Origin of the sequence: Amaricoccus tamworthensis (assembly GCF_049800875.1) — a bacterium.
Classification (GTDB): domain Bacteria; phylum Pseudomonadota; class Alphaproteobacteria; order Rhodobacterales; family Rhodobacteraceae; genus Amaricoccus; species Amaricoccus tamworthensis.
In genome coordinates this window covers 103453-124364 of sequence record NZ_JBNAFV010000001.1, presented here as the reverse complement: position 1 = coordinate 124364, position 20912 = coordinate 103453, and the positions used below count along the sequence as shown (strand labels likewise).

Sequence of the window (20912 nt, the reverse complement as noted above, 5' to 3'; positions counted from 1 at the left end):
TTCAGCCGTGAAAGGCGCGCGACCACCAGCCGCGCTTTTTCGGCGCTTCCGCTTCGCTGGAAGCGGCTTCATCAGACACGACGTTTTCAGAGGCCGCCTTGGCGGTCTCGTCGGCATCGGCCAGCAGGGTCTCAACCGTCCCTGATCCGGACTGCGCCGGTAATTCCTCCGCTGGCTGTACATCCTGCACCACGTCCGCACCGGCTTCGACCGTGTTGTCTACTGTCGCGGCGGGCTCTTCAACTGTTGCGGGCTCTTCCGGCACGGCCGGTTCCGCCGATGCGTCCTCCGCCTTCTGTTGCGCAGGGTTGGGGGACGGCACATAGCTGTCATCGAGCAGGGCGGCGGCCGGCTGGCTTACCCGTTTACGCCGCTTCGGCGGTTCGGTGTTACCGGATTCCGGCACGGCGACGATTTCCGGAGACGAGGCCTCATCCGCCGTGTCCGCTTCACCCGCATCGGTCTGGATAACATCCATTCCGCCGTTCTCCGCCGGTTTTTCATCCGACTGCGTGGAAGATCTGCTGCGGGACCGACGACGCTGGCGGGATTTCCGCTCGGGAGCCGGTGCATCCGTGGTCTCGGCATCGGCCGCTAAAGGCGTCTCCTCCTGCGTTTCCGCCGGTTTTTCGCCACTGTCGGTTTCGGCCGGTTTTTCGCTTGCCGCGTCTCCGTTGTTGTCTTCGGACTGGTTGTTGTTCTCCTCGGAGTTTTTCGAACCACCGCGACGACGACGACGACGCTTCTTCTTCGGAGGCTGGCTTTCCTGCTTCTCCGCTTCCGGTGTTTCCGTCTCAGGGGTGTCCTCAACCTCTTCGGCGTCCTCGACATAGGTGCCGTTCCACGCGGAGACGTGGGTGGTATCACCGGCCAGGGGTTCAACGGCCGCGATAGTCCGGGTCGCGGTTTTAAAGCGCTCAATCCGGTAGTCCGGGTTGATCAGGGTGACGTCACCCTCGACCCGCACCGAAAGACCAAACCGGCTCTCGATCATGGCGATGTGCTCGCGCTTCTGGTTGAGCAGGTAGTTGGCTACCTCCACGGGGGCGGCAATAAGCACCTCCTTGGAGCGCTGGCGCACGCCTTCCTCCTCGACCTCACGCAACAGGGCAAGCGCGATGGAATCGTCGGACCGAACCCGGCCGGTGCCGTGACAGTGCGGACAGCCTTTGGTCGTGGCCTCGATCATGCCGGGGCGCAGGCGCTGACGGCTGAGTTCCATCAGGCCAAAGCTGGAGATCTTGCCGACTTGAATGCGCGCTCGGTCGTTTTTGAGACAGTCCTTGATCTTCTTCTCGACGGCTGCGTTGTTCTTGCGCTGCTCCATGTCGATGAAGTCGATCACGATAAGCCCGGCCAGGTCACGCAGGCGCATCTGGCGGGCGGCTTCCTCCGCCGCTTCCAGATTGGTGCGCAGAGCGGTGTCCTCAATAGAGAACTCACGCGTCGCCCGACCGGAGTTGACGTCAATCGCCACCAGCGCCTCGGTCACGTCAATGACAATGTAGCCCCCGGATTTGAGCTGCACCACCGGGTTGAACATGCCCGCAAGGTAGCTCTCGATCTGGAACCGCGAATAAAGGGGCAGGGGATCGGTGTAGTGCTTCACATTCTTGGCGTGGGACGGCATGAGCATTTTCATGTAGTCCTTGGCCTCGCGATAACCGCGCTCACCATCCACCAGAACCTCGCCGATGTCCCGGGCATAGAGGTCACGGATCACGCGTTTGATCAGGCTGCCTTCCTCATAAATCAGGCAGGGCGCGATTGAGTTCATTGTCAGGTCGCGGATCTGCTCCCACTGGCGCAGGAGGTATTCATAGTCGCGTTTGATTTCCGTTTTGGTCCGGTTCGAGCCGGCTGTGCGGATGATCAGGCCCGCACCTTCCGGCACGACGATTGAGTTCGAGATTTCCTTGAGCTTCTTGCGATCCGAGACGTTTGTGATCTTGCGGCTGATACCGCCACCGCGCGCGGTGTTTGGCATCAGGACGCAGTAACGACCGGCAAGCGACAGATACGTCGTAATGGCGGCACCCTTGTTGCCGCGTTCCTCCTTGACGACCTGCACGAGCAGGATCTGGCGAACCTTGATGACTTCCTGGATTTTGTAGCGTTTCGGCGTCGGTTTGCGAACGCGACGCTCTTCCGGCTCATCAGCACCGCCGACGTTTTCGTAATCGGCGTCATCCTCGGGCGTTTCCACGAGGTTGTCTTCGCCATCTTCCTCGACATCGATCACGTCATCGCTGGACGCTTTCGATTCCTCGCTGTTTTCGGAATCGTCGGCGGCTTCATTCGCCGCGTCCACGATCGGTTCACCCTGCGCCTCTTCGGCCTCCGCTTCGTCGGAGGCGGTTTCCGATGCCTTGGCCTCTGCCGGAGTGTTTTCTTCAGGCTGCTGTTGATCGGCTGAAATCGCCTCGGTGGCCTCCACGCCAGCTTCGCCATGCGGCTCAGGCGTTGCTGCTTCAGCCGTTACCTGGGGCTGATCCGTATCGGGCGTGTTCTCGGCATCGGTTGCCTCGACATTTTCCGACACGAGAACCGCGTCTTCCTGCGACGCGGACCCCTCATTTGTCGCGCGGGACCGGCGACGGCTGCGGGAGCGTCCGCGGGTTTTGGCTTTTTCCTTCTCGCGGGCGGCGTCCTCCTCGAGCTGTCGCGCGTACTCCGCCTCCTCCGCGAGCAGTTTGTCGCGGTCGGCTTTCGGGATCTGGTAATAGTCGGGATGGATTTCGGAAAAAGCAAGAAATCCGTGGCGGTTTCCGCCGTAGTCAACAAATGCGGCCTGGAGCGAAGGTTCAACCCGCGTGACCTTGGCCAGGTAAATGTTGCCGGCGAGCTGCCGTTTGTTCAGTGATTCAAAGTCGAATTCATCTACTTTGTTTCCGTCGAGAACCACGACGCGGGTTTCTTCCGCGTGCGTGGCGTCTATCAGCATTTTCTTTGTCATGTTTACTTTCGGAAACAGCGGCCCATCCCTGCCCGGGGGGCATGGGGGAGGTCATTGTTTCATTGGCGGAAGCGACACGGAAGCAAACGGGAATCAGACGGCCATCCCGTGGCCTCGTTCCTGTTCCGGTTTTTAACTCAGCGCGTGTCACCGCAAGTTTCCCCGGCATGACCTGTTGGATCACGCCTTCAATAGTGCCAGGTACGAAACCTGGCGGTTGTCAGTCCGGCGCAAGCGCCTGTCGCAAATCTGCAGGGATCATCCCAGGCCTGGTGTCTGGTCCGGCAATGCCGCTTGCATACGACGAATACGATTGTGTGCAGTCGTTTGGTATTTTGCTGCCACAAATTAGATATACGCATGACAACCCCGGATTGACAATTCTTTTTTGTCACATTTTTGAGGAAATAAAACAGGCACTTGGAGAGCTGTTTTGGCCCATGCCGCTGTTTTTTATAAGGTAATTCCGTCACATTGGAGCTGATGGGTTTTTCGGCGGCGAACAACTTCCTGACAAATTACCAAAAATTTCGCCCTGAACGGGTTTTTGGAAGCGTGGTGCATATCGCGCGATAGTGTCGTCACTACCGCTGTGGTTGATGGCAGGAGCATCAACTGCTTACGGTCGCGTTACCGTGACCCAATACGGTTTTGACGTTTCGACGTCCGGCAGGTATCCTCCGGGCTCTGTATCAGGTGTGGGATCGTGATCCGTTTTTTTCTGAATATTTTTGGCTTTCTGTTCAGTTGGCTGGCCATTGGTTCGCTGATGGGCATTGGCGCGCTGATTGTAATTTTCTATTACTACGGCCGCGACCTTCCGGACCATGAGCAGTTGGCCCGATATGAGCCACCGACGCTCAGCCGGATTTATTCCGGCGAGGGGCTGCTCATGGACGAGTTTGCCCGCGAACGGCGCATCTTCACGCCCATTGACGAGATCCCGGACCTGGTGAAACAGGCGTTTATCAGCGCTGAAGACAAGAATTTTTACGACCACCTGGGCTTTGACCCGCGCGGTATAGCATCCGCCGTTGTTGAGGCGTCCCGTGGTGGTCGGCTGCGTGGTGCGTCCACGATCACTCAGCAGGTGATGAAGAACTTCCTTCTCTCCGGTGACCGGTCGGGCGAGCGGAAAATCAAGGAGATCATTCTCGCCACCCGCCTCGAAGCCACGCTTGAGAAAGATCAGATTCTCGAACTGTACCTCAACGAGATTTTCCTCGGCCAAAATTCCTACGGTGTCACCGCCGCCGCGCAGGAGTACTTCGCCAAGTCGCTGGAGGAGCTGACCCTGTCGGAGGTGGCCTATCTGGCCGCACTGCCGAAAGCGCCGAGTTCGCTGCATCCCGTGCGCGAGAAAGAGGATGCGATTGCCCGTCGCAACTACGTGATTTCCGAGATGCGCCAGAACGGCTACGTGACGGCCGAACAGGCGGAGCAGGCGCGGAACGACGATCTACTAACCGTGCAGAGCGGGGCTTTCCCGTCCGCGCGCAGCAAAATGCCGCCCCGGGATTACTTCACGGATGAGATTCGCCGTCAGCTTTCTGCCGACTTCGGTGACGACATGCTCTTCACTGGCGGCCTGAGTGTGAGAGCCACGGTCGATCCCACGCTGCAGGACGCGGCGGCACGGGCGTTGCGGGAAGGTCTGGAGAAATATGATCGCGGAACCCGTATCTATCGCGGACCTTTCACGACCATAGATGCGGAGCAGTTGGATGCGGAGGACGAAATCGGCTGGCGGCGCGCTCTGTCCGCCAAACGTGTGCCCCGCGACATCGACGGCTGGCACGCGGCAGTGGTTTTGGAGATAGGCGAATCCTCCGTGCGGATCGGCATTGAGGATGTGGTTGAGGACGAGGACGGCCACTACCTGCCGTTCAGCGACGTGAACTGGGCCCGGCTGCGCGGAGACAATGGCAGGCTGCGCGAGGCCAGCAGCCCGGATGACATGTTTGACATCGGCGACGTGATTTTTGTCCGAGCGATCACCGAAGATGGTGAGTTCAGCCGCTGGTCCTACCGGCAGATCCCGGGCATCCAGGGCGGATTCGTCGCCATGGACACGCAAACCGGCCGGGTTCTCGCCATGCAGGGCGGGTTCTCCTACCAGTCGAGCGTTTTCAACCGAGCGACCCAGGCCCAGCGTCAGCCAGGTTCTTCCTTCAAGCCGTTCGTCTATGCGGCGGCGCTGGACAACGGGTACAGCCCTTCGACCATTGTTGTTGACGCACCGATTGAGGTCGCAACGGCCCAGGGCGTGTGGCGGCCGCAAAACGCGTCCGAGCGGTTTTACGGCCCGGCACCGATCCGGACCGGTCTTGAACAGTCCCGAAACCTCATGACCATCCGTATCGCGCAGGATGTGGGCATGGATACCGTGGCCGAATACGCGGAGCGGTTCGGTGTCTACGAGAACATGCCGGACCTGATTTCCTATTCCCTCGGAGCTGGTGAAACCACACTCTACAAGATGGTCTCCGCCTACGCGATGTTCGCGAATGGCGGGCTTCGGGTGGAGCCGACCCTCGTGGATCGGGTTCAGGACCGCTTTGGCCGCACGATATTCCGTCACGACCACCGCGAATGCATCGACTGTCAGGCGCCTTATCTCAGTGCTGCGGTTGATCCCGAGGTGCGACCGAATGCCGAGCGCATCATGGACGAGATCACGGCCTACCAGATCACATCCATGCTGCGCGGCGCCGTCTCGCGCGGCACCAGTGCCAGCACGGTCGGACCGCTTCAGTTGAACCTCGCAGGCAAAACCGGCACCACGAACGACTCGAAGGACGTTTGGTTTGTCGGATACAGTCCACGGATCGCGGCCGGCTGCTTCATGGGCTACGACAATCCGACACCTCTCGGAGCGTCGGCCTTTGGCGGCACACTTTGTGCACCGGTGTTTGCGGATTTCATCAAAACCGCGATGGCTGATGAGGGACCCGCCGACTGGCCGACGCCTCCGGGCGGATATTTTATCAAGATCAGCCGGGCCACAGGCCAGAGGCTGCCTGATTCCGCCACCGGACCGGACGTGCAGAGCGAGTACATCAAGGACGGCCAGCACACGGTTGTCGGCGGATACGGCCAGACCGTTGACGGTGGCTGGCGCATGGGGGCTGACATCCCGCTCTATGACGGCGTGAGCAACGCCGCAGTCGAGCGTGTTCAGGTTGAAGGCGAGACGCGGGTGCTGCCGAGCAATCCCTCTCTCGGTTCCATTTCCAGCGGCGGTCTTTACTGACCGCCCGGTCTTTACGCTCCACTCCGGTCCGGGTACACAGGCCTGCCATCGGGTGCGTATGCCGCATCCCGACCTTACAAGCTTGAATTCAGGGCCATCCATGCGCGCGGACACCGAACAGAAAGTAGCGGAAATCGAAAAGTCACTGGAACTGCTGCGGCAGCGTTTGGGATGGGAAACCGCCGATCACCGCCTGGAAGAACTGAACGCCATGTCCGAGGATCCGGATCTGTGGAATGATCCGGCCAGGGCACAGAAACTCATGCGCGACCGTCAGGTTCTATCGGACGCGATTGATTCCTACAAGGGCCTCGCCCAAGAGCTGCAGGATCAGTGCGACCTGATCGAACTTGGCGAGATGGAGGAGGACCAGGAGGTCATTTCCGAAGCCGAGGACGCGATCACCAGGCTGCGGGACCGGGCGGCTAAAAAGGAAATCGAGGCGCTGCTCGACGGTGAGGCCGACGGCAACGACACCTTTCTTGAGATCAACGCGGGCGCCGGCGGCACCGAAAGCTGTGACTGGGCCTCCATGCTGGCGCGCATGTATGTCCGCTGGGCGGAATCCCACGGCTACAAGGTGGAACTGCTCTCTGAAAGCGCGGGCGAGGAAGCCGGCATCAAGTCTGTTACCTACCAGATCAAGGGCATGAACGCCTATGGCTGGCTGAAAACCGAAAGCGGAGTGCACCGTCTGGTGCGGATCTCGCCGTTCGACTCCGCCGCCAAACGCCACACGTCATTTTCCTCCGTCTGGGTCTACCCGGTGGTGGATGACAATGTTGAGATCGAGGTCAACCCGGCGGATATTCGCGTCGACACCTACCGCTCCTCCGGGGCCGGTGGTCAGCACGTGAACACCACCGACTCCGCCGTGCGTATCACGCATATCCCAACGGGTATCGTCGTGACCTCGTCCGAGAAATCCCAGCACCAGAACCGTGCCAACGCCATGGCCGCCCTGAAATCGCGTCTCTATGAGATGGAAATGCGCAAGCGTAACGAGGCGATCACGGCGGCACACGAAGCAAAAGGCGACGCGGGCTGGGGCAACCAGATCCGGTCCTACGTGCTGCAGCCCTACCAGATGGTCAAGGATCTCCGCACAAACGAGGAAACCTCCGACACCAAGGGTGTGCTGGACGGTGACCTCGACGACTTTATGGCGGCGGCCCTTGCGCTTCAGGTGACAGGAAAAAGCCGTGCCGAGGCTCAGGCAGAAGATTGATCCAGATCATTGCCGGATGTAGCATCCCTGAGTGAGTACATTTCAGGGGACCCGGCCGTGACGGGAGCGGTCCCTGTGATCCTCAACAGGGAGAGAAACAGCCGCGATGGACACGACCCAGTCACCGACCGATGCACCGAAGCCGACCATTCAACAGATCGGCACCGATGACGTTTACGACGCACTGAAACTGGGTTGGCGTGATTTCCGGGCCGAGCCGAAATTCGGTCTGTTTTTTGGTGGCGTCTACGCGGTGGCCGGTCTTTTCATTTTTCTCCAGCTCTTTGTCCTGGGCCAGTCACTGTGGATTTTCCCATTGGCCTTCGCGTTTCCCCTGATCGGCCCGTTCGCGGCCATTGGCCTCTATGAGGTCAGCCGCCGCCGGGAGCAGGGTCTGCCGCAGAACTGGTCCGAAATTCTTGAGGTCGTGCGCAACCAGCGCCATGGGCAGCTTCCCTCAATGGCATTCGTCGTACTGTTTGTCTTCATGGCATGGATCTGGCTCGCGCATCTGATCTTCGCACTGTTCATGGGACGGTTCGGTACAGCCATTTATTCGGATATCGGCTCGGTCCTCACCTCCGTGAACGGAATTTCCATGCTGATCTTCGGTACGGTGATCGGTGGTGCGATTGCCCTTGTGCTCTTCAGCATTACCGCCGTGTCCCTGCCACTGCTCCTCGAGCGGGAGGTCGATTTCGTCACGGCAATGATCACCAGCGTTTCCGTTGTTCGGGAAAATACGGTGCCGATGCTCCACTGGGCCTGGATCGTGGTGGCGGTTCTGGTGGTCGGGATGATCCCGCTGTTTCTGGGACTTGTGGTCGCACTGCCGGTTCTGGGCCACGGCACGTGGCACCTTTACCGCAAGACCATCAAATAAATTTCGGCAAAAAAAAGACGCGGGCCGCACCATTTCAGGCCGGCCCGCGGTATTTTGGAACAGGACAGGCGTCAGCGTATTGCCGTGACCTCGTCCGCCATGACCTTCTGGCCACTCGTCAGCACCAGTTCGGTGCCATCCCCGGTCAGGCGTACTTCTGACACCGGGGCAAATACTTTGCCGACCGTATGGCCGGAAACTTCGCCGTCAACGTAGTTTTCGATCGTGAAGGAGTAGTAGCCGGGGTCCACCGTATTACCGTTCCCGTAGGTGCCGTCCCAGGTATACTCCGAGGCTCCGGTCGGGATGGAAACGCGGCCTACGATGGCGCCGGCTTCATCGCGGACAATCAGGTTGCTTTGCTCGGCATCGGCGGTGGGTTCAAACTCAATGTCGACCGGCTCGCCCTGGAAATTGGCCATTCCGCCATCCACAAGCACCTGTTTGTCGATCCAGGAGCCCAGGCCCTCGGCCGTTTCAATGCCGAGCACATCCTTGATGTCGGTCAGCTTTTCATTGGCCTCGATCTGCTGCTCAACGGAGGAGAAGCTCGCAAGCTGCGCGACCCACTCGGTGTTGTTGGTGGGTTCCAGCGGGTCCTGGTTTTGCATCTGGGCAGTCAGAAGCTGCAAAAACGTGTCGAAATCCGCGGAGAGGGCATTGGTGGATTCCTGCTCTTCCGTGGTCTCGGTCTTCGCTGTGGCAGTGGTCGAACTTGTCCCGGTCGACGGGGACGTAGAGGAGGATACGGGATCCATGGAACAGTACTCCTGAAACTGGGACTGGTTATGCTCTAAAGACGGATGTCGAGACCGGACTGAAGTGCGGTGCGCAGGATTTGGGCCGGTGTCTGCTGGATCGGCTCGCCATCCTGACCGGATGCCGTGTCGCCCATGGCCATCAGTTCCTCGCCGGCTTCCTGTCCGGTCATCCCCGAGCTGTCGGCAAATTCGAGTTCAATGCCCTCGAATCCCGACTCGCGAAGGTCCCGGGACAGCAGTTCCGCATGACGGCGCAGCAGATCCTGGGTCTCGGTTTTTTCCGCCATGATCACGGCGCGCACGCCATCTTCGGAGGTGTTGAGCTGGATCTGAACCTTGCCGAGATCGGGCGGGTCCAGTCGCATCTCGATCCGACCGGCGTCTTTTGCCTGACCCACCGCAACCGTGATCTGTTCAGGTACGGGAACGGGCCGCAGAATTTGACCCGTCTGGGTGTCGGTGCGGTTCATCGAGGTCTGCACATCAACCTGAAGCGGTTGCGGAGCGGGCTTCGACAGCGTGATCGCTTCCTGACCGTCCGCCATCAGATTGAGACCTGCCTGTGCGGTCACGGCTGCGGCAGTTGCCGGTTTCGCCATGACGGCGTCCACGTCCACATCCGGCGGAGGCACATCCATAGTCGGAACCTCCCCTTCGCCCACCTGAACTGTTGGCGCGGCGGAAATGGACGATTCGGATCTGCCGCTCTGCGTCGTGGCCTGGCTCTGGGCCATGAACTGGATCTGCGCCGGAGTGGTCTCCCGCATGATGGCGGGAGCTGTCTGGTCGGTCCGGACCGCCGTTTTATCCGCTGTGGGCAGGGGCGCTTCCTCATCCGAGGTCGTACCCCTCGAATTCGGCGCCGCAACCTGCGCCGCCGCCAGTTCGGCCGCGCGGTTGATGGCCGGCGCGTCCGTGGTTTTTACCTCATTGACGCCGGTCTGGTCCAGCCGACCATTGCCGGGCTGGAGCGTCGCGATTTCATCCGAGACGGATGTTCGGAGCTGGCCTTGCGCGGTGTCAGCGTTGGTGCCTGCTTCGCGGGCAGCAGTGCCGGATGGCTCTTGCTTACCGTCCACGAGCCGGGAGGGGTCGATATCTGCGCTTTTGGCGTCTGCGCGCTTCGGATCGGTGGCGAGGTTCTGTTGGGGTTCAGGCTTTGCCGCAGCGACGGCGTCCGCGTTTTTGCTCTGGACGGCAGGGATGGCTGTTTGCTCATGACTGTTCTCCTCGACTGTTATGATTTTGTTTGTCGTTTCGCCGGCATTCTCTGACGGCGTCAGGTCGACCGCCGTCATATCCACGGTGTCGGCAACCGCGGTTTCATCGGAGACGAACCCGGGTGCCGCTTCTCCGGTGGAAAATTCAGCGGGGACTGTTTTCTCCCCGGCAGCGTCACTGTTTGAAACCGAGGTTTTTTCCGGCTTGCCAGTATCACCACGCGCATCGACGGTATCGGGGGAATGTCCGGTTTTACCCCGATCGTCGGATGCCCGGTTGGCTTCGGGTTTCGACCGGTCTTTCTGCGGATCGCTCCGCCGCATTTCGGTCTCGAAACCGCCAGAATTGTCACCGGTCTGTTTTCCCTGACCATCCTTGGCGCGGATTTCCCGGTCTTTGGCGGAAAGGGCCGCTCCACCGGTGGAGATGAGTTCAGTCGGTGTCATTGTCGCTCCATTCTGTATGCGCACACCCAATCAATTCATGGAAAGCGTTACGATTTATTTACCAGGTTGGCGGAAAGTGATTTGCAACGAACCCCAGCAGTCAGGCCGTGTTTTGGATTTTTCCGCAGTCAATTCCCGCGTTTTACCGCTCAATCCGCAACCTGAGGTGCGCGATGAGGCCGCTCTCAAACAGGTGGCTCAGGAATTCGAGGCGGTTTTTCTGTCGGAAATGCTGAAATACTCCGGGCTGAATGCCACACCGGAGGGATTTGGCGGTGGCGCGGGTGAGGATGCCTATTCAGGTCTGCTGACGCAGGAATATGCCCGGGCCATCGTCGAAAAGGGCGGGATCGGAGTCGCAGAGCAGGTTTTTGAAATACTCAAACAAAGGAACTCCGAACAATGATGTCTCAAATGTTCAATGCGCAGAGGTACTCACAGGTTCTTGAACTTCTGGATGCCGAGCGGAAAATCATTCTCAATGGCCCCCTGACCGATCTGGGTGCGGTCGTTGAGAAGCGTGAGGAAATCATGACGGCTCTGTTGAAGGAAAAAGGCACCCTTCCGCAGGCTTTCATCACGGCCCTCAAGGCCCGCGCCGAGCGCAACAGCCGCCTGATCAAGGCAAGCATCGACGGCATCAAATACGGCCGCGTTCAGGTTAAGCGCATCGAGGAAACCGCAGGCCGCCTGCACACCTATGATGCTGCCGGCACCAAGACCGAAGTGACCGCGGATCCCACCACCCGCGACAAAAAGGCCTGATTGGGTCGCCTTCCGGCTTCGATCCCCTGTGGATCTTCAAACAGCGGTGATCAGCCTATCCGGCTGATCTGACCTGACGGAGCGCCTCGGCGTATCCGCCGGCGTCGAGAAATTCCTGTTCCGGTTTCGTCGTCGAGCGACCCAGAGCCTCGTTGCGATAGGGGAACCGGCCAAACTTCCTGATAACCCAACGGTGCGCCCGGGCGTGTTCGAGATTGTCGGCCGCGTCTCCGTTTTGAAGGAACAGGCGTACACCACGGTCCTGCTCGCTGGAGATTTCCGCGTGCATGTAGGGCAGGTAGAAGAACTGTTTTTCCGGGTAGTCGAACTTCTTATCATGCTCCCGCAGGATCGCGGATTTCGCAAGCTTCAGAGCCAGTGAATCCGTCGCGAAGGACCGCGCATCGCCCCGGAACATGTTGCGCGGAAACTGGTCGAGCAGAATGATCAGCGCGAGGGCCGACGACGGTCGTCCGATCCAGCCGGAGAGTTTGCCACTGGCGGCCGTTTCCCAGAGCTCTCCAAATTTTTCACGAATGGTGTCGTCGAGTTTCGGGTCGACCCTGTACCAGTCTTTCGGCTCACACTCCTTCAGCCAAAAATCCAGAATTTCCTGCGATGCGTCCATGCGTATTTCTCCCGTCATCATGGGCAAACCCGCCTCGTGATGTTTGGGGGGCAGGTTACCCATATTCGCGCCGATTGGAAGGGAGGACGCGCCGCCGCACGGGCGTCAGGAGCCGGTGTCCTTCCGTTCCTCGGCCTCTTCGGCGGCTTCCTCCTCCTCGCGTTCGGCTTCCTCGATCGCGTATTCCTGCGAGACCTCTACCGCCACGGCGGAGGCTGAAGGTGTAAGGACGGTATAGGGCGTGATGTCCTCCTGATCCGGCGAGGACCGGCGCGTGCTGCGGTACATGCCGTAGAGCCCGATCACCGCGAAAAGGATCGCGATATAGACAAAGAACATGTCGGGGCCAAAGCTGTTCATCAAGAAACCAATGGTCGGCGGCCCGGCGATGGAGCCGAGTCCATTGATGAAAAGAAGACCCCCGGATGCTGCCGCCATATCGGAGGTATCCAGATAGTCAGCCGTATAGGCAATCAGGAGCGAATAAAGCGGATTGGCCACGCCGCCGACCATGAAACCGGTCGCGAGCAGCACGGGGAAGGAATCCCCTGGGATTGCCATGCCGATAAAGATCGATGCGGCGCCAATAAATGTCAGGATGACGATGATCAGACGACGGTCCATCTTGTCGGACAGGTTTCCAACCGGGAACTGCAACACCAGTCCACCGGTGTAAATCGCCGCCACAAAGGCGGAAATCTGGGCAACCGAATAGCCCTTTTCACTGCCGTAAACGGCTGACATGCCGAACATTGCCGCGAAAATTCCACCCGCCAGCAGCATGCCCACACAGCCAAGCGGCGACACCTTAAACAGCTGAACAAGCGACATCGGCTTCGCCGTGGAATGCGCCGGTGCGGGCGTCACCGTCAAAAGGATCGGCAGAAATGAGATCGAAACCAGCACCGACATGACAACGAACAGGGAATATCCCGCCGGGTCACCGAGGTTGACCAGAAGCTGCGCAAAAATCACGCCCAGCATCTGCACGATGATGTAAAGCGAGAGCGCCTTGCCGCGCGTGCTGTTGGTGGAACTCTCATTGAGCCAGCTCTCCGCAACAACGTAGACCCCGCTGAAGCAGAACCCGACAATGAACCGCATGGCGATCCAGACCCAGGCATGGGGCGCGGCGGCATAGATGACGAAGGCGGCCGAAATCATCGACGCCAGCGCCGCAAACACACGCACATGGCCAACATTGCGGATCATGAAGGTCGCCCGCCGTGACCCGAGCAGGAACCCGGCGTAATAGGCGCTCATTACCCATGACATCGTGGCCGGGTCGTAGCCCTCAATGGCACCGCGAATACCCAGAACCGTGCCCTGAAGCCCGTTCCCCACGAGCAGGAGCATGACGCCGAGCAGCAGGGCCCATGAGTTCTTCATTACTTCGGTCATCGGTACGATCCTAAACTGTCCGCCAGACCTCTGGACGATTTACTGATTAAGTCATTGCCCGTCAGCGACCCTTTGGCGCGGATTCGGGACAGGTTGCGCGGATAGGGCAGGTCGTCTGATTTGACCAGAGCCTGTTTTTCACTTCGGTATCAGCAACGAAGAATCTCCGTAGGAGAAAAACCGGTACTTCTCCCGAATGGCGTGATCATACACCCGCAACATTGTCTCCCGTCCCATCAGTGCCGATACCAGCATCAACAGAGTTGATTTGGGAAGGTGAAAGTTGGTCATCAGCCCGTCGGTTATCCTGAATTCATAACCTGGCCGGATGAATATGTCAGTCAGACCGGTCCATGGCGCAACGGTGCCAAAGCCCGTCGCAGCGGTTTCAATGACCCTCAGAGCCGTTGTCCCGACCGGGATAATCCGTCCGCCGCGCGCCTTGGTTTCCGTGATGCGTTGGGCCGTCTCCACACTGATATTGCCCCATTCGGCGTGCATCCGGTGTTTGCTGATGTCCTCAACCTTCACGGGAAGAAAAGTGCCCGCACCCACATGCAGCGTAACCTTCGCCATACCGACGCCTTTTCCCGCCATGGCGTTCAGAAGCGCATCGTCAAAATGCAGCGAGGCCGTTGGGGCCGCGACGGCACCGGAATTTTTGGCGAAGACGGTCTGGTAATCCTCCCGGTCCTGATCGTCGACATCGCGCTTCGCCGCGATATACGGGGGCAGGGGCATTCGGCCGATCCGGTCCAGGATGGCCGCCAGTTCCTCCTGCGGCTGATTGAATTCCAGAATGACCTCCGCGCCATCCTTTTCAATGACCTGCGCCGAAAGATCGTCATCAAAGGCAATGTTGTCGCCGGTGGCCAGACGCTTGCCCGGACGCGCCAGAACCCGCCAGCGGCCCGCGTCAATCAACGAAATCAGCGTACAGTCGATGCGCGACCCCGTCGCCCCTGGGCGCGTACGCAGCCCTGTAATACGTGCGGGCAAAACTTTGGTGTCATTCAGGATCAGCAGGTCACCGGGTCTGAGATGATCGCCCAGGCGCGCCACCTGACTGTCCTCGATCCCGTCCCCTTCGGCCACCAGAAGCCGTGAGGCGGGCCGCGGTTTGGCTGGTCGCAGTGCGATCAGTTCCTCAGGAAGTTCAAAGTCAAAATCATCGAGTTTCATGCGGTGGCCCCAACCGGTTGGCCCGGCGCATTAGTGCGAATCCCGCACGCTGGCAACCGGTTTGAAGTTCGAACACACTGATTTCAACGCACTGAAAAGCAGGCATGAAATGGTTAACAAATCTGCCGCTTTCGAACGCTTTTGAATTAAAGGGTTGCAAAATTGTCGGGAAATGATGCATTGGCGATTTTCCGCTTACACCCTTTGCGCCACTCAATATCCGGTTGCAAAAACCGGGTTTCCTCCATAAGCCAACCTGGAACTTGCGCCTGTGGGTTGGGTGACAACAATATAGCGGATGAAAGTATGAGGAACAGTTCCCGTCAGAAGGGCGGCGTTTTATCTGTCGTTTTTCCGGAAAAACGTCTCTACATTCAATCAGGTGACAGCACCAAATACATCCGTTTCACCCCCGTTTCGCAGGCGCTTCTGACCCTCTCCGGGACGGCGCTTTTATGCGTTCTGACCGCCTCCACAACCCTTTTTGTGATGGATCGCCTGTCCTCGCCCAACGACGTCGATGAGGCCGTGTTCCTCAAAAGTTCCTATGAGCGCCGCCTCGATGAACTGGCCGAGGAACGGGATATACGCACCCGTGAGGCCCGCTCCGCGCAGGACCGTTTCAAGGTCGCGATGGACCAGATCAGCGAGCAGCAGAGCATCATTCTGGAGTCCATCGAGGACCGCCGCGAACTGTCTCTGGCCCTCGGTCTGATGCGTGAGCGCCTTGAGGAATCCGTGCGTCAGCGCGACCAGATTTCGCAGGTGAATGACCGCCTCGTTGAGCAGATCAACGACGTCAGCGACGACCTTGTCCGCAAGCAGGGCAACGGTGAGGACCTGACCGAAATCGTGGCCACCGTCTCCTCCGCACTGACCGAGGCCGCCGCGGCCCGGGACGTGGCGAATGCCGAAAAAGCTGAACTGGAACAAAAGCTTGCCGAACTTGAGCTGCGCGCTCTGGTCAATGACCGGCGCAATGACGAAATGGTTCAGCAGCTGGAGCAGACCGTCGCCCAGTCGTTTGAGCCGCTCGAGAAAATGATGGAGAAAACCAACATCGATATCGAGGGTGTTCTGGCGTCGGTGCGCAAGAGTTACTCCGGCACCGGTGGTGGTGACGTGGCGACCGTTACGGTCAGCAGCCGGTCCTTCGAGGGCGACCTGAACGAGCGCTTCAACGAGGTGATGCTCGACCTCGACCGGATGAATCTACTTAGGGTTGCGACGAGCAAAATCCCCTACACAAATCCGGTCCAGTCGGCCTATCGCTTTACCAGCGGTTTTGGCTACCGTCGCGACCCCAAAGGGGCCGGTCGCCGCATGCATCGCGGACTTGATTTTGCAGCTGCGAAAGGCACGGACATTCACGCCACCGCCGATGGCGTTGTAGAGTCGGCAAAATATGAGAGCGGATACGGCTACGCCATCCGCATTCGCCACGATTTCGGGTTTGAAACACTTTATGCGCATTTGTCGAAAATTTTGGTCGAACCAGGCCAGGAGGTATCGCGTGGGGAGCATATAGGTGATATGGGTTCAACCGGACGTAGTACGGGCGTTCACCTCCACTATGAGGTACACCTGAACGATCGCCCAGTGAACCCTATGATTTACCTGGAGGCAGCCAAGGATGTTTTCTAAACCGAAACCAGGCGAAACGGTACCGCAGCCCACGAATGCGAATCCGACGGAAGAAAAGATCAAACCTTCCGACCTTCGTCCCCCCACCATGGAAAAGCGCGCGACCGCTCCGGTCCCGGCCGCAACTCCAAAACCCAAGCCGGCCGCTTCGGTCTTCTCGACCGACCTCACCATTACCGGCAACGTACATTCCTCCGGCGACATTCAGATCGAAGGCACCATTGAGGGTGACGTCCGCGCTAACACGCTGATCGTTGGCGAGACCGCCGTCGTCAAAGGCGAGGTGAGCGCAGAGGAAGTGATCGCCCACGGACGCGTTATCGGCCGTCTGCGCGGTGTTAAGGTCCGTCTGTCCTCCACGGCCCGTGTTGAGGGTGACATTGTCCACAAGACCATCGCCATCGAGAGCGGCGCCCATTTCGAGGGTTCGGTTCAGCGTCAGGACGATCCGGTCGGCAAGCCGCAGCAGCCCCAGGCCGTTCGCAGCCAGCAGCAGAACACCGCAGCGACCGCAGCGGCAGAGTAAGGTTTCGACCTGCGTCAGGTCAGGGAGTGTCGCCGGGGTGTGGTGACCTGATGACGGCCTGAATAAAGCTATCCGGGTAAAGCCCCGTGGGGGGTAATTCCTGTTCAGGATTGTGCGGACCGAATTTTCCGCCAGCCAAATTTTTTTGAAATCTGTTACGTCAGAATTGGTCGTATTTCGTCCAGTAACGTCTGCCGCCAGTGATCAAACCGCCGACAGACCGGTATTCTCGGAAACCTTACTCGGCCTCGTCCATCTTTGAGGCGTTGAGCTGCGCGTAGCGCTCTTCCCCGATGTTCTTCATCAGATCAAGCTGGGTTTCCAGGAAGTCGATATGACCCTCCTCATCGGTCAGCAGTTCCTCAAATATGTTCTTGGTCACGTAGTCGCTCACGGACTCGCAATGGGCGCGGGCTTCCTTGTAGAGCGCCTGAGCCTCACGCTCGGCCGCCAGATCGCATTCCAGTGTTTCCTTTGGTGTCTGACCGATGCGCAGCGGATCGAGTTTCTGGAGGTTGGGGTGACCACCCAGGAAAATGATGCGGGCAATCAGTTTGTCCGCGTGGTTCATCTCCTCGATGCTTTCCTCACGGCTCTTGCGGGCCATGTGCCCACGGCCCCAGTCCTCCTGAAGCCGGTAATGCAGCCAGTACTGGCTGACGGCCGTCAGCTCCGAGCGCAGAGCCTTGTTAAGGTAGTCTATTACTTTTGAATCTTTTGCCATTTCCGGGTTCCTGTGTGACTTCGGCTCTCAAGTTGCGAAGGTGCATCGGTACTTCCAGGTTGGCATTTTCGCGCATGGAAGACAAGAATAGCGGGAGGCATCCGCCGCAATCCGCGGCCTTGCCGAGTGCCCGGTAGACCTTGCCCGGCGTGATAATGGTTTCAGCATCAGACGCGCGCATCCAGTCGATGGCGGCGTGAATATCCCGGTCGGTGATGTTTTTGCAGTGGCAGACGATCACGCGGTCGTTCCTCCAGTCGATCGTGCCCGGACGGGTCCGGGACCGCTTCCCTCAGCAGGTGTCCGGCGCATTACCACCACACACCCCGCCATTCCTGCCGTTCGAGCCGGTCGAAAAACCACTCGAGATTGAACCAGCCGACGGTACCGTCGCCCATCAACATCTCAATCATCTCCGGCCTGTCCGGTGACGCGCGGTGTACCTGGGCCGTGTTTCCGTTTGCTGACATTTCCGTGAAATCCTTCCAATCTTTCGATTCAGGCTTCCCTGGAGTTTCGGCAGGGTGGCGAAGCGAAAACTGAGTGAATTGGTCGGAAAAGTCAATCCGACTTTTTCAGTCAGTTAAAGGATATTCGAACCCGACCGGTCACGCCTCCGTCAGACGTGATGCAGCACATGCCGGTGCCCGTCGATTTCAGTCACGTGTGCATCCAGATCATAGAGCGTCCTCATGCCGACCTCGGTCACCACATCCTCCACCGGCCCCTCAATCACCACGCGGCCATCCCGCATCCCGATGACATGATCCGCCCAGGCGCAGGCGTAGTTGATCTCATGGACCACCATCACCACACTGCGGTTGAGTTCACGGGAAAGCGTGTCCAGATCCCGCATCAGTTTTCGGGCGTGGAACATGTCGAGATTGTTCAACGGCTCATCAAGCAGCAGCCAGTCCGTCGCCTGGGCATGAGCCATTGCGATAAACGCCCGCTGCTTCTGTCCGCCCGACAGTTCGTCGAGAAAACGGTTCTCCAGTCCATCGAGGGAGAAGAGCGCCAGTGCCTCCGTCACTGCCTCACGGTCCGCCTGTGTCGGCCTTCCATGACAGTGGGGCCAGCGTCCAAACCCGACCAGTTCAGCCACCCGCAACCGGCTCGCCACACCCGTATTCTGCGCCACATAGGCCATTTTCAGCGCCAGCTGCCGCGTGTCGGTGGTACTGACATCCAGACCGTCGACCGTAATGCGCCCGCTCTCAATCGGGGACTGCCGCGCGATCAGGTTCAGCAGCGTGGATTTTCCCGCACCGTTCGGACCGATGATCGCCGTAATCCCGCCTGCGGGGATTGACGTGGTCACGTCTTTCAGGATCCCGGAGCCACCAATACTGTGGCTCAGTCTGTCTACTTCAATCATCGGACCCGGCCATTTGCGACAAGATAGAGGAAGAGCAGTCCACCGAAGAACTCGATGACCACCGCCAGGGTGGACTGCATCCGGAACATGCGCTCAAACACGGTCTGCCCCGCGACCAGCACCGTTGCGGAAATCAGCGCCGCTGCGGGCAGCAGGAGCACATGCCGGTGGGTTTTCATGAGAATATGCGCAAGGCTGGCAACCAGCAGCCCCAGAAACGTAATGGGACCAACCAGCGCGGTGGAAACCGACACCAGCGCGGCCACCATGACCAGAACGCCCATCTGAATGCGGTCATACGGCAGCCCCAGCGAAATCGCCGTCGAGCGGCCGAGGGACACCACATCGAGCTTCGCAAGATTGCGCCACACGACCACAGAGACCACTGCGAAGACAGCTGTTGAGATCATCAGCTGCGTCGTGTCGATCGCGCCGAAACTGGCGAACATGGCGCCCTGAACCATGGCGAATTCCGACGGGTCGATCATGCGCTGAAAAAACGAGGTCAGCGAGCGAAACAGCAGGCCGCAGATCACGCCCACCAGGATCATCAGCTGAATGTCATGCCGGTTGCGCGACAGCAGCAGACCAAACAGTAGCATCGCCGCGCCCATCATCACCAGCATGTTCATCATGAACGTCATCGTCCCGGGAAGCTGCGCATACCCGAACCCGCCAAGCGTAAACACCAGCGAGGTCTGAAGAAGCAGAAACAGGGCATCAAACCCCATGATTGCGGGTGTCAGAATGCGGTTGCCGCTGATTGTCTGGAACATCACGGTGGCAACACCCACTGAGAAGCCGACAAGGATAAGCCCTGCGAGTTTGACGCTGCGCATCTCCAGAATGAGCCAGACCCGTCCCGTCAGGCCCCAGCCCAGGAAGAGCAGGGATACCGCAACCAGAAGGCACGCCAACACAAGAAGTCGCCTATCGGGCAAGGGACGCCCTCCGGCCGAGCAGCAGCCACAGGAACACGATCGCCCCGACGACGCCAAACACCGTTCCCGCAGGGATCTCATAGGGATAGCGCACCAGCCGCCCGATCACGTCCGACAGAAGCACCAGACCCGCACCCATGCCCGCAACCACCGGCAGGGTCTGACGCAGGTTGTCCCCGAGCAGCCGCGACACGATATTCGGCACCACCAGCCCAATGAATGGCAACAGGCCCACGGTCACCACCACCATGGCCGTCACCATGGCCACGGTCGCCACGCCAAGCGCCATCACCTGGTTGTAGTTCAGGCCAAGATTAAGGCTCGCACTGCGCCCAAGACCCACGATGGAAAACTGGTCCGCGGCAATCCACGCAACTCCGGCCAGCACACCCGCCAGCCACAGCAGCTCATACCGCCCGGCCAGCACACCGGAAAACTCCCCGTTCATCCAAACGCCGAGATACTGCATCAGATCGGTCTGCCAGGCGACGAATGTCGTGCCCGCGCCAATGATGCCGGAATAGATCAGTCCCACCAGCGGAATCAGAACCGGCTGTTCCGGCGGCAGGTTTCGGGTGAGAAGCAGAAACCCTCCCATCCCGATCAGGGCCGCCACCGCCGACACCATCATCTTCCCAAAAATCGCCATCCCTGGGGCCACCAGCGTGACCGCCAGCAGGCCCAGCATGGCCGCCTCCGCCGTACCGGTGGTGCCAGGCTCGACAAACCGGTTGCGCACCATCAGCTGCATGATCACCCCGGCCACGGCCAGACCGGCCCCGGTCAGCAGGCAGGCCAGCGTGCGGGGCAGGCGGCTCAGCATCAGAAGCTGTAACGCCTCGGGATCGGCAAAAATTTGGCGTGGATCGAGATGCGCCACCCCGGTCAGCAGGCTCACCCCGCTGAGCAGGAGCAGCCCAAGAACCGTCGCGAGCCTGGCCCGGGAAAGTCCCATAGCGTAATTCCCCAGGCCGT

Annotated in this window: 19 protein-coding genes; 7 read left to right on the top strand and 12 right to left on the bottom strand. The window is 59.5% G+C overall.

Annotation, left to right across the window (positions count from 1 at the left end):
• Window position 1: 1 nt before the first annotated feature.
• On the bottom strand, window positions 2-2956 hold the full coding sequence (locus ACP15P_RS00630; RefSeq protein WP_424926555.1) for an Rne/Rng family ribonuclease: 2955 nt from the start codon (window positions 2954-2956) through the stop codon (window positions 2-4).
• A 706-nt stretch (window positions 2957-3662) separates the two neighbouring features.
• Here ACP15P_RS00630 and ACP15P_RS00625 point away from each other — a divergent pair.
• The 3 genes from ACP15P_RS00625 (at window position 3663) to ACP15P_RS00615 (ending at window position 8320) form a co-directional block, all read left to right on the top strand.
• Window positions 3663-6209, top strand: a complete 2547-nt coding sequence (locus ACP15P_RS00625) for a penicillin-binding protein 1A (protein WP_424926554.1) — start codon at window positions 3663-3665, stop codon at window positions 6207-6209.
• A 100-nt stretch (window positions 6210-6309) separates the two neighbouring features.
• Window positions 6310-7437 (top strand): peptide chain release factor 2, encoded by a 1128-nt coding sequence (prfB, locus tag ACP15P_RS00620; RefSeq protein WP_424926553.1) that lies wholly within the window; start codon window positions 6310-6312, stop codon window positions 7435-7437.
• Between the two features lie 106 nt (window positions 7438-7543).
• A complete protein-coding gene (locus tag ACP15P_RS00615; RefSeq protein WP_424926552.1) occupies window positions 7544-8320 on the top strand; it encodes a DUF2189 domain-containing protein in 777 nt (258 codons plus the stop codon).
• 71 nt (window positions 8321-8391) lie between these two features.
• Here ACP15P_RS00615 and ACP15P_RS00610 read toward each other — a convergent pair whose 3' ends face one another.
• Window positions 8392-9078: a flagellar hook capping FlgD N-terminal domain-containing protein gene (locus tag ACP15P_RS00610; protein WP_424926551.1), complete on the bottom strand. Its 687-nt coding sequence runs from the start codon at window positions 9076-9078 to the stop codon at window positions 8392-8394.
• Window positions 9079-9113: 35 nt separating this feature from the next.
• Window positions 9114-10748, bottom strand: a complete 1635-nt coding sequence (locus ACP15P_RS00605) for a flagellar hook-length control protein FliK (RefSeq protein ID WP_424926550.1) — start codon at window positions 10746-10748, stop codon at window positions 9114-9116.
• A gap of 112 nt (window positions 10749-10860) precedes the next feature.
• Between ACP15P_RS00605 and ACP15P_RS00600 the strand changes: the two genes are divergently transcribed.
• Together ACP15P_RS00600 and ACP15P_RS00595 are read left to right on the top strand one after the other, a co-directional pair.
• On the top strand, window positions 10861-11154 hold the full coding sequence (locus tag ACP15P_RS00600; protein ID WP_424926549.1) for a rod-binding protein: 294 nt from the start codon (window positions 10861-10863) through the stop codon (window positions 11152-11154).
• On the top strand, window positions 11151-11513 hold the full coding sequence (locus tag ACP15P_RS00595) for a hypothetical protein (protein WP_424926548.1): 363 nt from the start codon (window positions 11151-11153) through the stop codon (window positions 11511-11513). The genes ACP15P_RS00600 and ACP15P_RS00595 overlap by 4 nt, the downstream gene beginning before the upstream one ends.
• A 55-nt stretch (window positions 11514-11568) precedes the next feature.
• On the opposite strand, the gene ACP15P_RS00590 is transcribed toward ACP15P_RS00595, so the two are convergent.
• From ACP15P_RS00590 to queA, 3 genes are all read right to left on the bottom strand, one after another.
• Window positions 11569-12141, bottom strand: a complete 573-nt coding sequence (locus ACP15P_RS00590) for a DUF924 family protein (RefSeq protein ID WP_424926547.1) — start codon at window positions 12139-12141, stop codon at window positions 11569-11571.
• A 105-nt stretch (window positions 12142-12246) separates the two neighbouring features.
• On the bottom strand, window positions 12247-13542 hold the full coding sequence (locus tag ACP15P_RS00585) for an MFS transporter (RefSeq protein ID WP_424926546.1): 1296 nt from the start codon (window positions 13540-13542) through the stop codon (window positions 12247-12249).
• Window positions 13543-13680: 138 nt separating this feature from the next.
• Complete coding sequence (gene queA / locus ACP15P_RS00580; RefSeq protein ID WP_424926545.1) at window positions 13681-14724, bottom strand: tRNA preQ1(34) S-adenosylmethionine ribosyltransferase-isomerase QueA; 1044 nt, start codon at window positions 14722-14724, stop codon at window positions 13681-13683.
• A 306-nt stretch (window positions 14725-15030) separates the two neighbouring features.
• Between queA and ACP15P_RS00575 the strand changes: the two genes are divergently transcribed.
• Together ACP15P_RS00575 and ACP15P_RS00570 are read left to right on the top strand one after the other, a co-directional pair.
• Window positions 15031-16368, top strand: a complete 1338-nt coding sequence (locus ACP15P_RS00575; protein ID WP_424926544.1) for a DUF5930 domain-containing protein — start codon at window positions 15031-15033, stop codon at window positions 16366-16368.
• A complete protein-coding gene (locus ACP15P_RS00570; RefSeq protein ID WP_424926543.1) occupies window positions 16358-16894 on the top strand; it encodes a bactofilin family protein in 537 nt (178 codons plus the stop codon). Before ACP15P_RS00575 ends, ACP15P_RS00570 begins: the two co-directional genes overlap by 11 nt.
• 238 nt (window positions 16895-17132) lie before the next feature.
• Here ACP15P_RS00570 and bfr read toward each other — a convergent pair whose 3' ends face one another.
• From bfr to ACP15P_RS00540, 6 genes are all read right to left on the bottom strand, one after another.
• Window positions 17133-17618 carry a bacterioferritin gene (gene bfr / locus ACP15P_RS00565; protein WP_424926542.1) on the bottom strand — a complete coding sequence of 162 codons (486 nt, stop codon included), beginning with the start codon at window positions 17616-17618 and terminating at the stop codon, window positions 17133-17135.
• Entirely contained in the window at window positions 17584-17859 is a 276-nt protein-coding gene (locus tag ACP15P_RS00560) for a (2Fe-2S)-binding protein (protein ID WP_424926541.1), read from the bottom strand. The genes bfr and ACP15P_RS00560 overlap by 35 nt, the downstream gene beginning before the upstream one ends.
• 70 nt (window positions 17860-17929) lie before the next feature.
• Window positions 17930-18088: a hypothetical protein gene (locus ACP15P_RS00555; protein ID WP_424926540.1), complete on the bottom strand. Its 159-nt coding sequence runs from the start codon at window positions 18086-18088 to the stop codon at window positions 17930-17932.
• A 149-nt stretch (window positions 18089-18237) separates the two neighbouring features.
• On the bottom strand, window positions 18238-18996 hold the full coding sequence (locus ACP15P_RS00550) for an iron ABC transporter ATP-binding protein (protein ID WP_424926539.1): 759 nt from the start codon (window positions 18994-18996) through the stop codon (window positions 18238-18240).
• A complete protein-coding gene (locus ACP15P_RS00545; protein WP_424926538.1) occupies window positions 18993-19937 on the bottom strand; it encodes an iron chelate uptake ABC transporter family permease subunit in 945 nt (314 codons plus the stop codon). Before ACP15P_RS00545 ends, ACP15P_RS00550 begins: the two co-directional genes overlap by 4 nt.
• A complete protein-coding gene (locus tag ACP15P_RS00540; RefSeq protein WP_424926537.1) occupies window positions 19927-20892 on the bottom strand; it encodes an ABC transporter permease in 966 nt (321 codons plus the stop codon). Before ACP15P_RS00540 ends, ACP15P_RS00545 begins: the two co-directional genes overlap by 11 nt.
• Between the last annotated feature and the right edge of the window lie 20 nt (window positions 20893-20912).

Bases quoted from the DNA above. Each gene is read 5' to 3' on its own strand.
- ACP15P_RS00575 (WP_424926544.1), top strand. From the start codon at position 15,031: ATGAGGAACAGTTCCCGTCAGAAGGGCGGCGTTTTATCTGTCGTTTTT.
- ACP15P_RS00555 (WP_424926540.1), bottom strand. From the start codon at position 18,088: ATGTCAGCAAACGGAAACACGGCCCAGGTACACCGCGCGTCACCGGAC.
- ACP15P_RS00585 (WP_424926546.1), bottom strand. From the start codon at position 13,542: ATGACCGAAGTAATGAAGAACTCATGGGCCCTGCTGCTCGGCGTCATG.
- bfr (WP_424926542.1), bottom strand. From the start codon at position 17,618: ATGGCAAAAGATTCAAAAGTAATAGACTACCTTAACAAGGCTCTGCGC.
- ACP15P_RS00615 (WP_424926552.1), top strand. From the start codon at position 7,544: ATGGACACGACCCAGTCACCGACCGATGCACCGAAGCCGACCATTCAA.
- ACP15P_RS00570 (WP_424926543.1), top strand. From the start codon at position 16,358: ATGTTTTCTAAACCGAAACCAGGCGAAACGGTACCGCAGCCCACGAAT.
- ACP15P_RS00595 (WP_424926548.1), top strand. From the start codon at position 11,151: ATGATGTCTCAAATGTTCAATGCGCAGAGGTACTCACAGGTTCTTGAA.
- ACP15P_RS00550 (WP_424926539.1), bottom strand. From the start codon at position 18,996: ATGATTGAAGTAGACAGACTGAGCCACAGTATTGGTGGCTCCGGGATC.
- ACP15P_RS00590 (WP_424926547.1), bottom strand. From the start codon at position 12,141: ATGGACGCATCGCAGGAAATTCTGGATTTTTGGCTGAAGGAGTGTGAG.
- ACP15P_RS00610 (WP_424926551.1), bottom strand. From the start codon at position 9,078: ATGGATCCCGTATCCTCCTCTACGTCCCCGTCGACCGGGACAAGTTCG.
- ACP15P_RS00540 (WP_424926537.1), bottom strand. From the start codon at position 20,892: ATGGGACTTTCCCGGGCCAGGCTCGCGACGGTTCTTGGGCTGCTCCTG.
- prfB (WP_424926553.1), top strand. From the start codon at position 6,310: ATGCGCGCGGACACCGAACAGAAAGTAGCGGAAATCGAAAAGTCACTG.
- queA (WP_424926545.1), bottom strand. From the start codon at position 14,724: ATGAAACTCGATGATTTTGACTTTGAACTTCCTGAGGAACTGATCGCA.
- ACP15P_RS00630 (WP_424926555.1), bottom strand. From the start codon at position 2,956: ATGACAAAGAAAATGCTGATAGACGCCACGCACGCGGAAGAAACCCGC.
- ACP15P_RS00605 (WP_424926550.1), bottom strand. From the start codon at position 10,748: ATGACACCGACTGAACTCATCTCCACCGGTGGAGCGGCCCTTTCCGCC.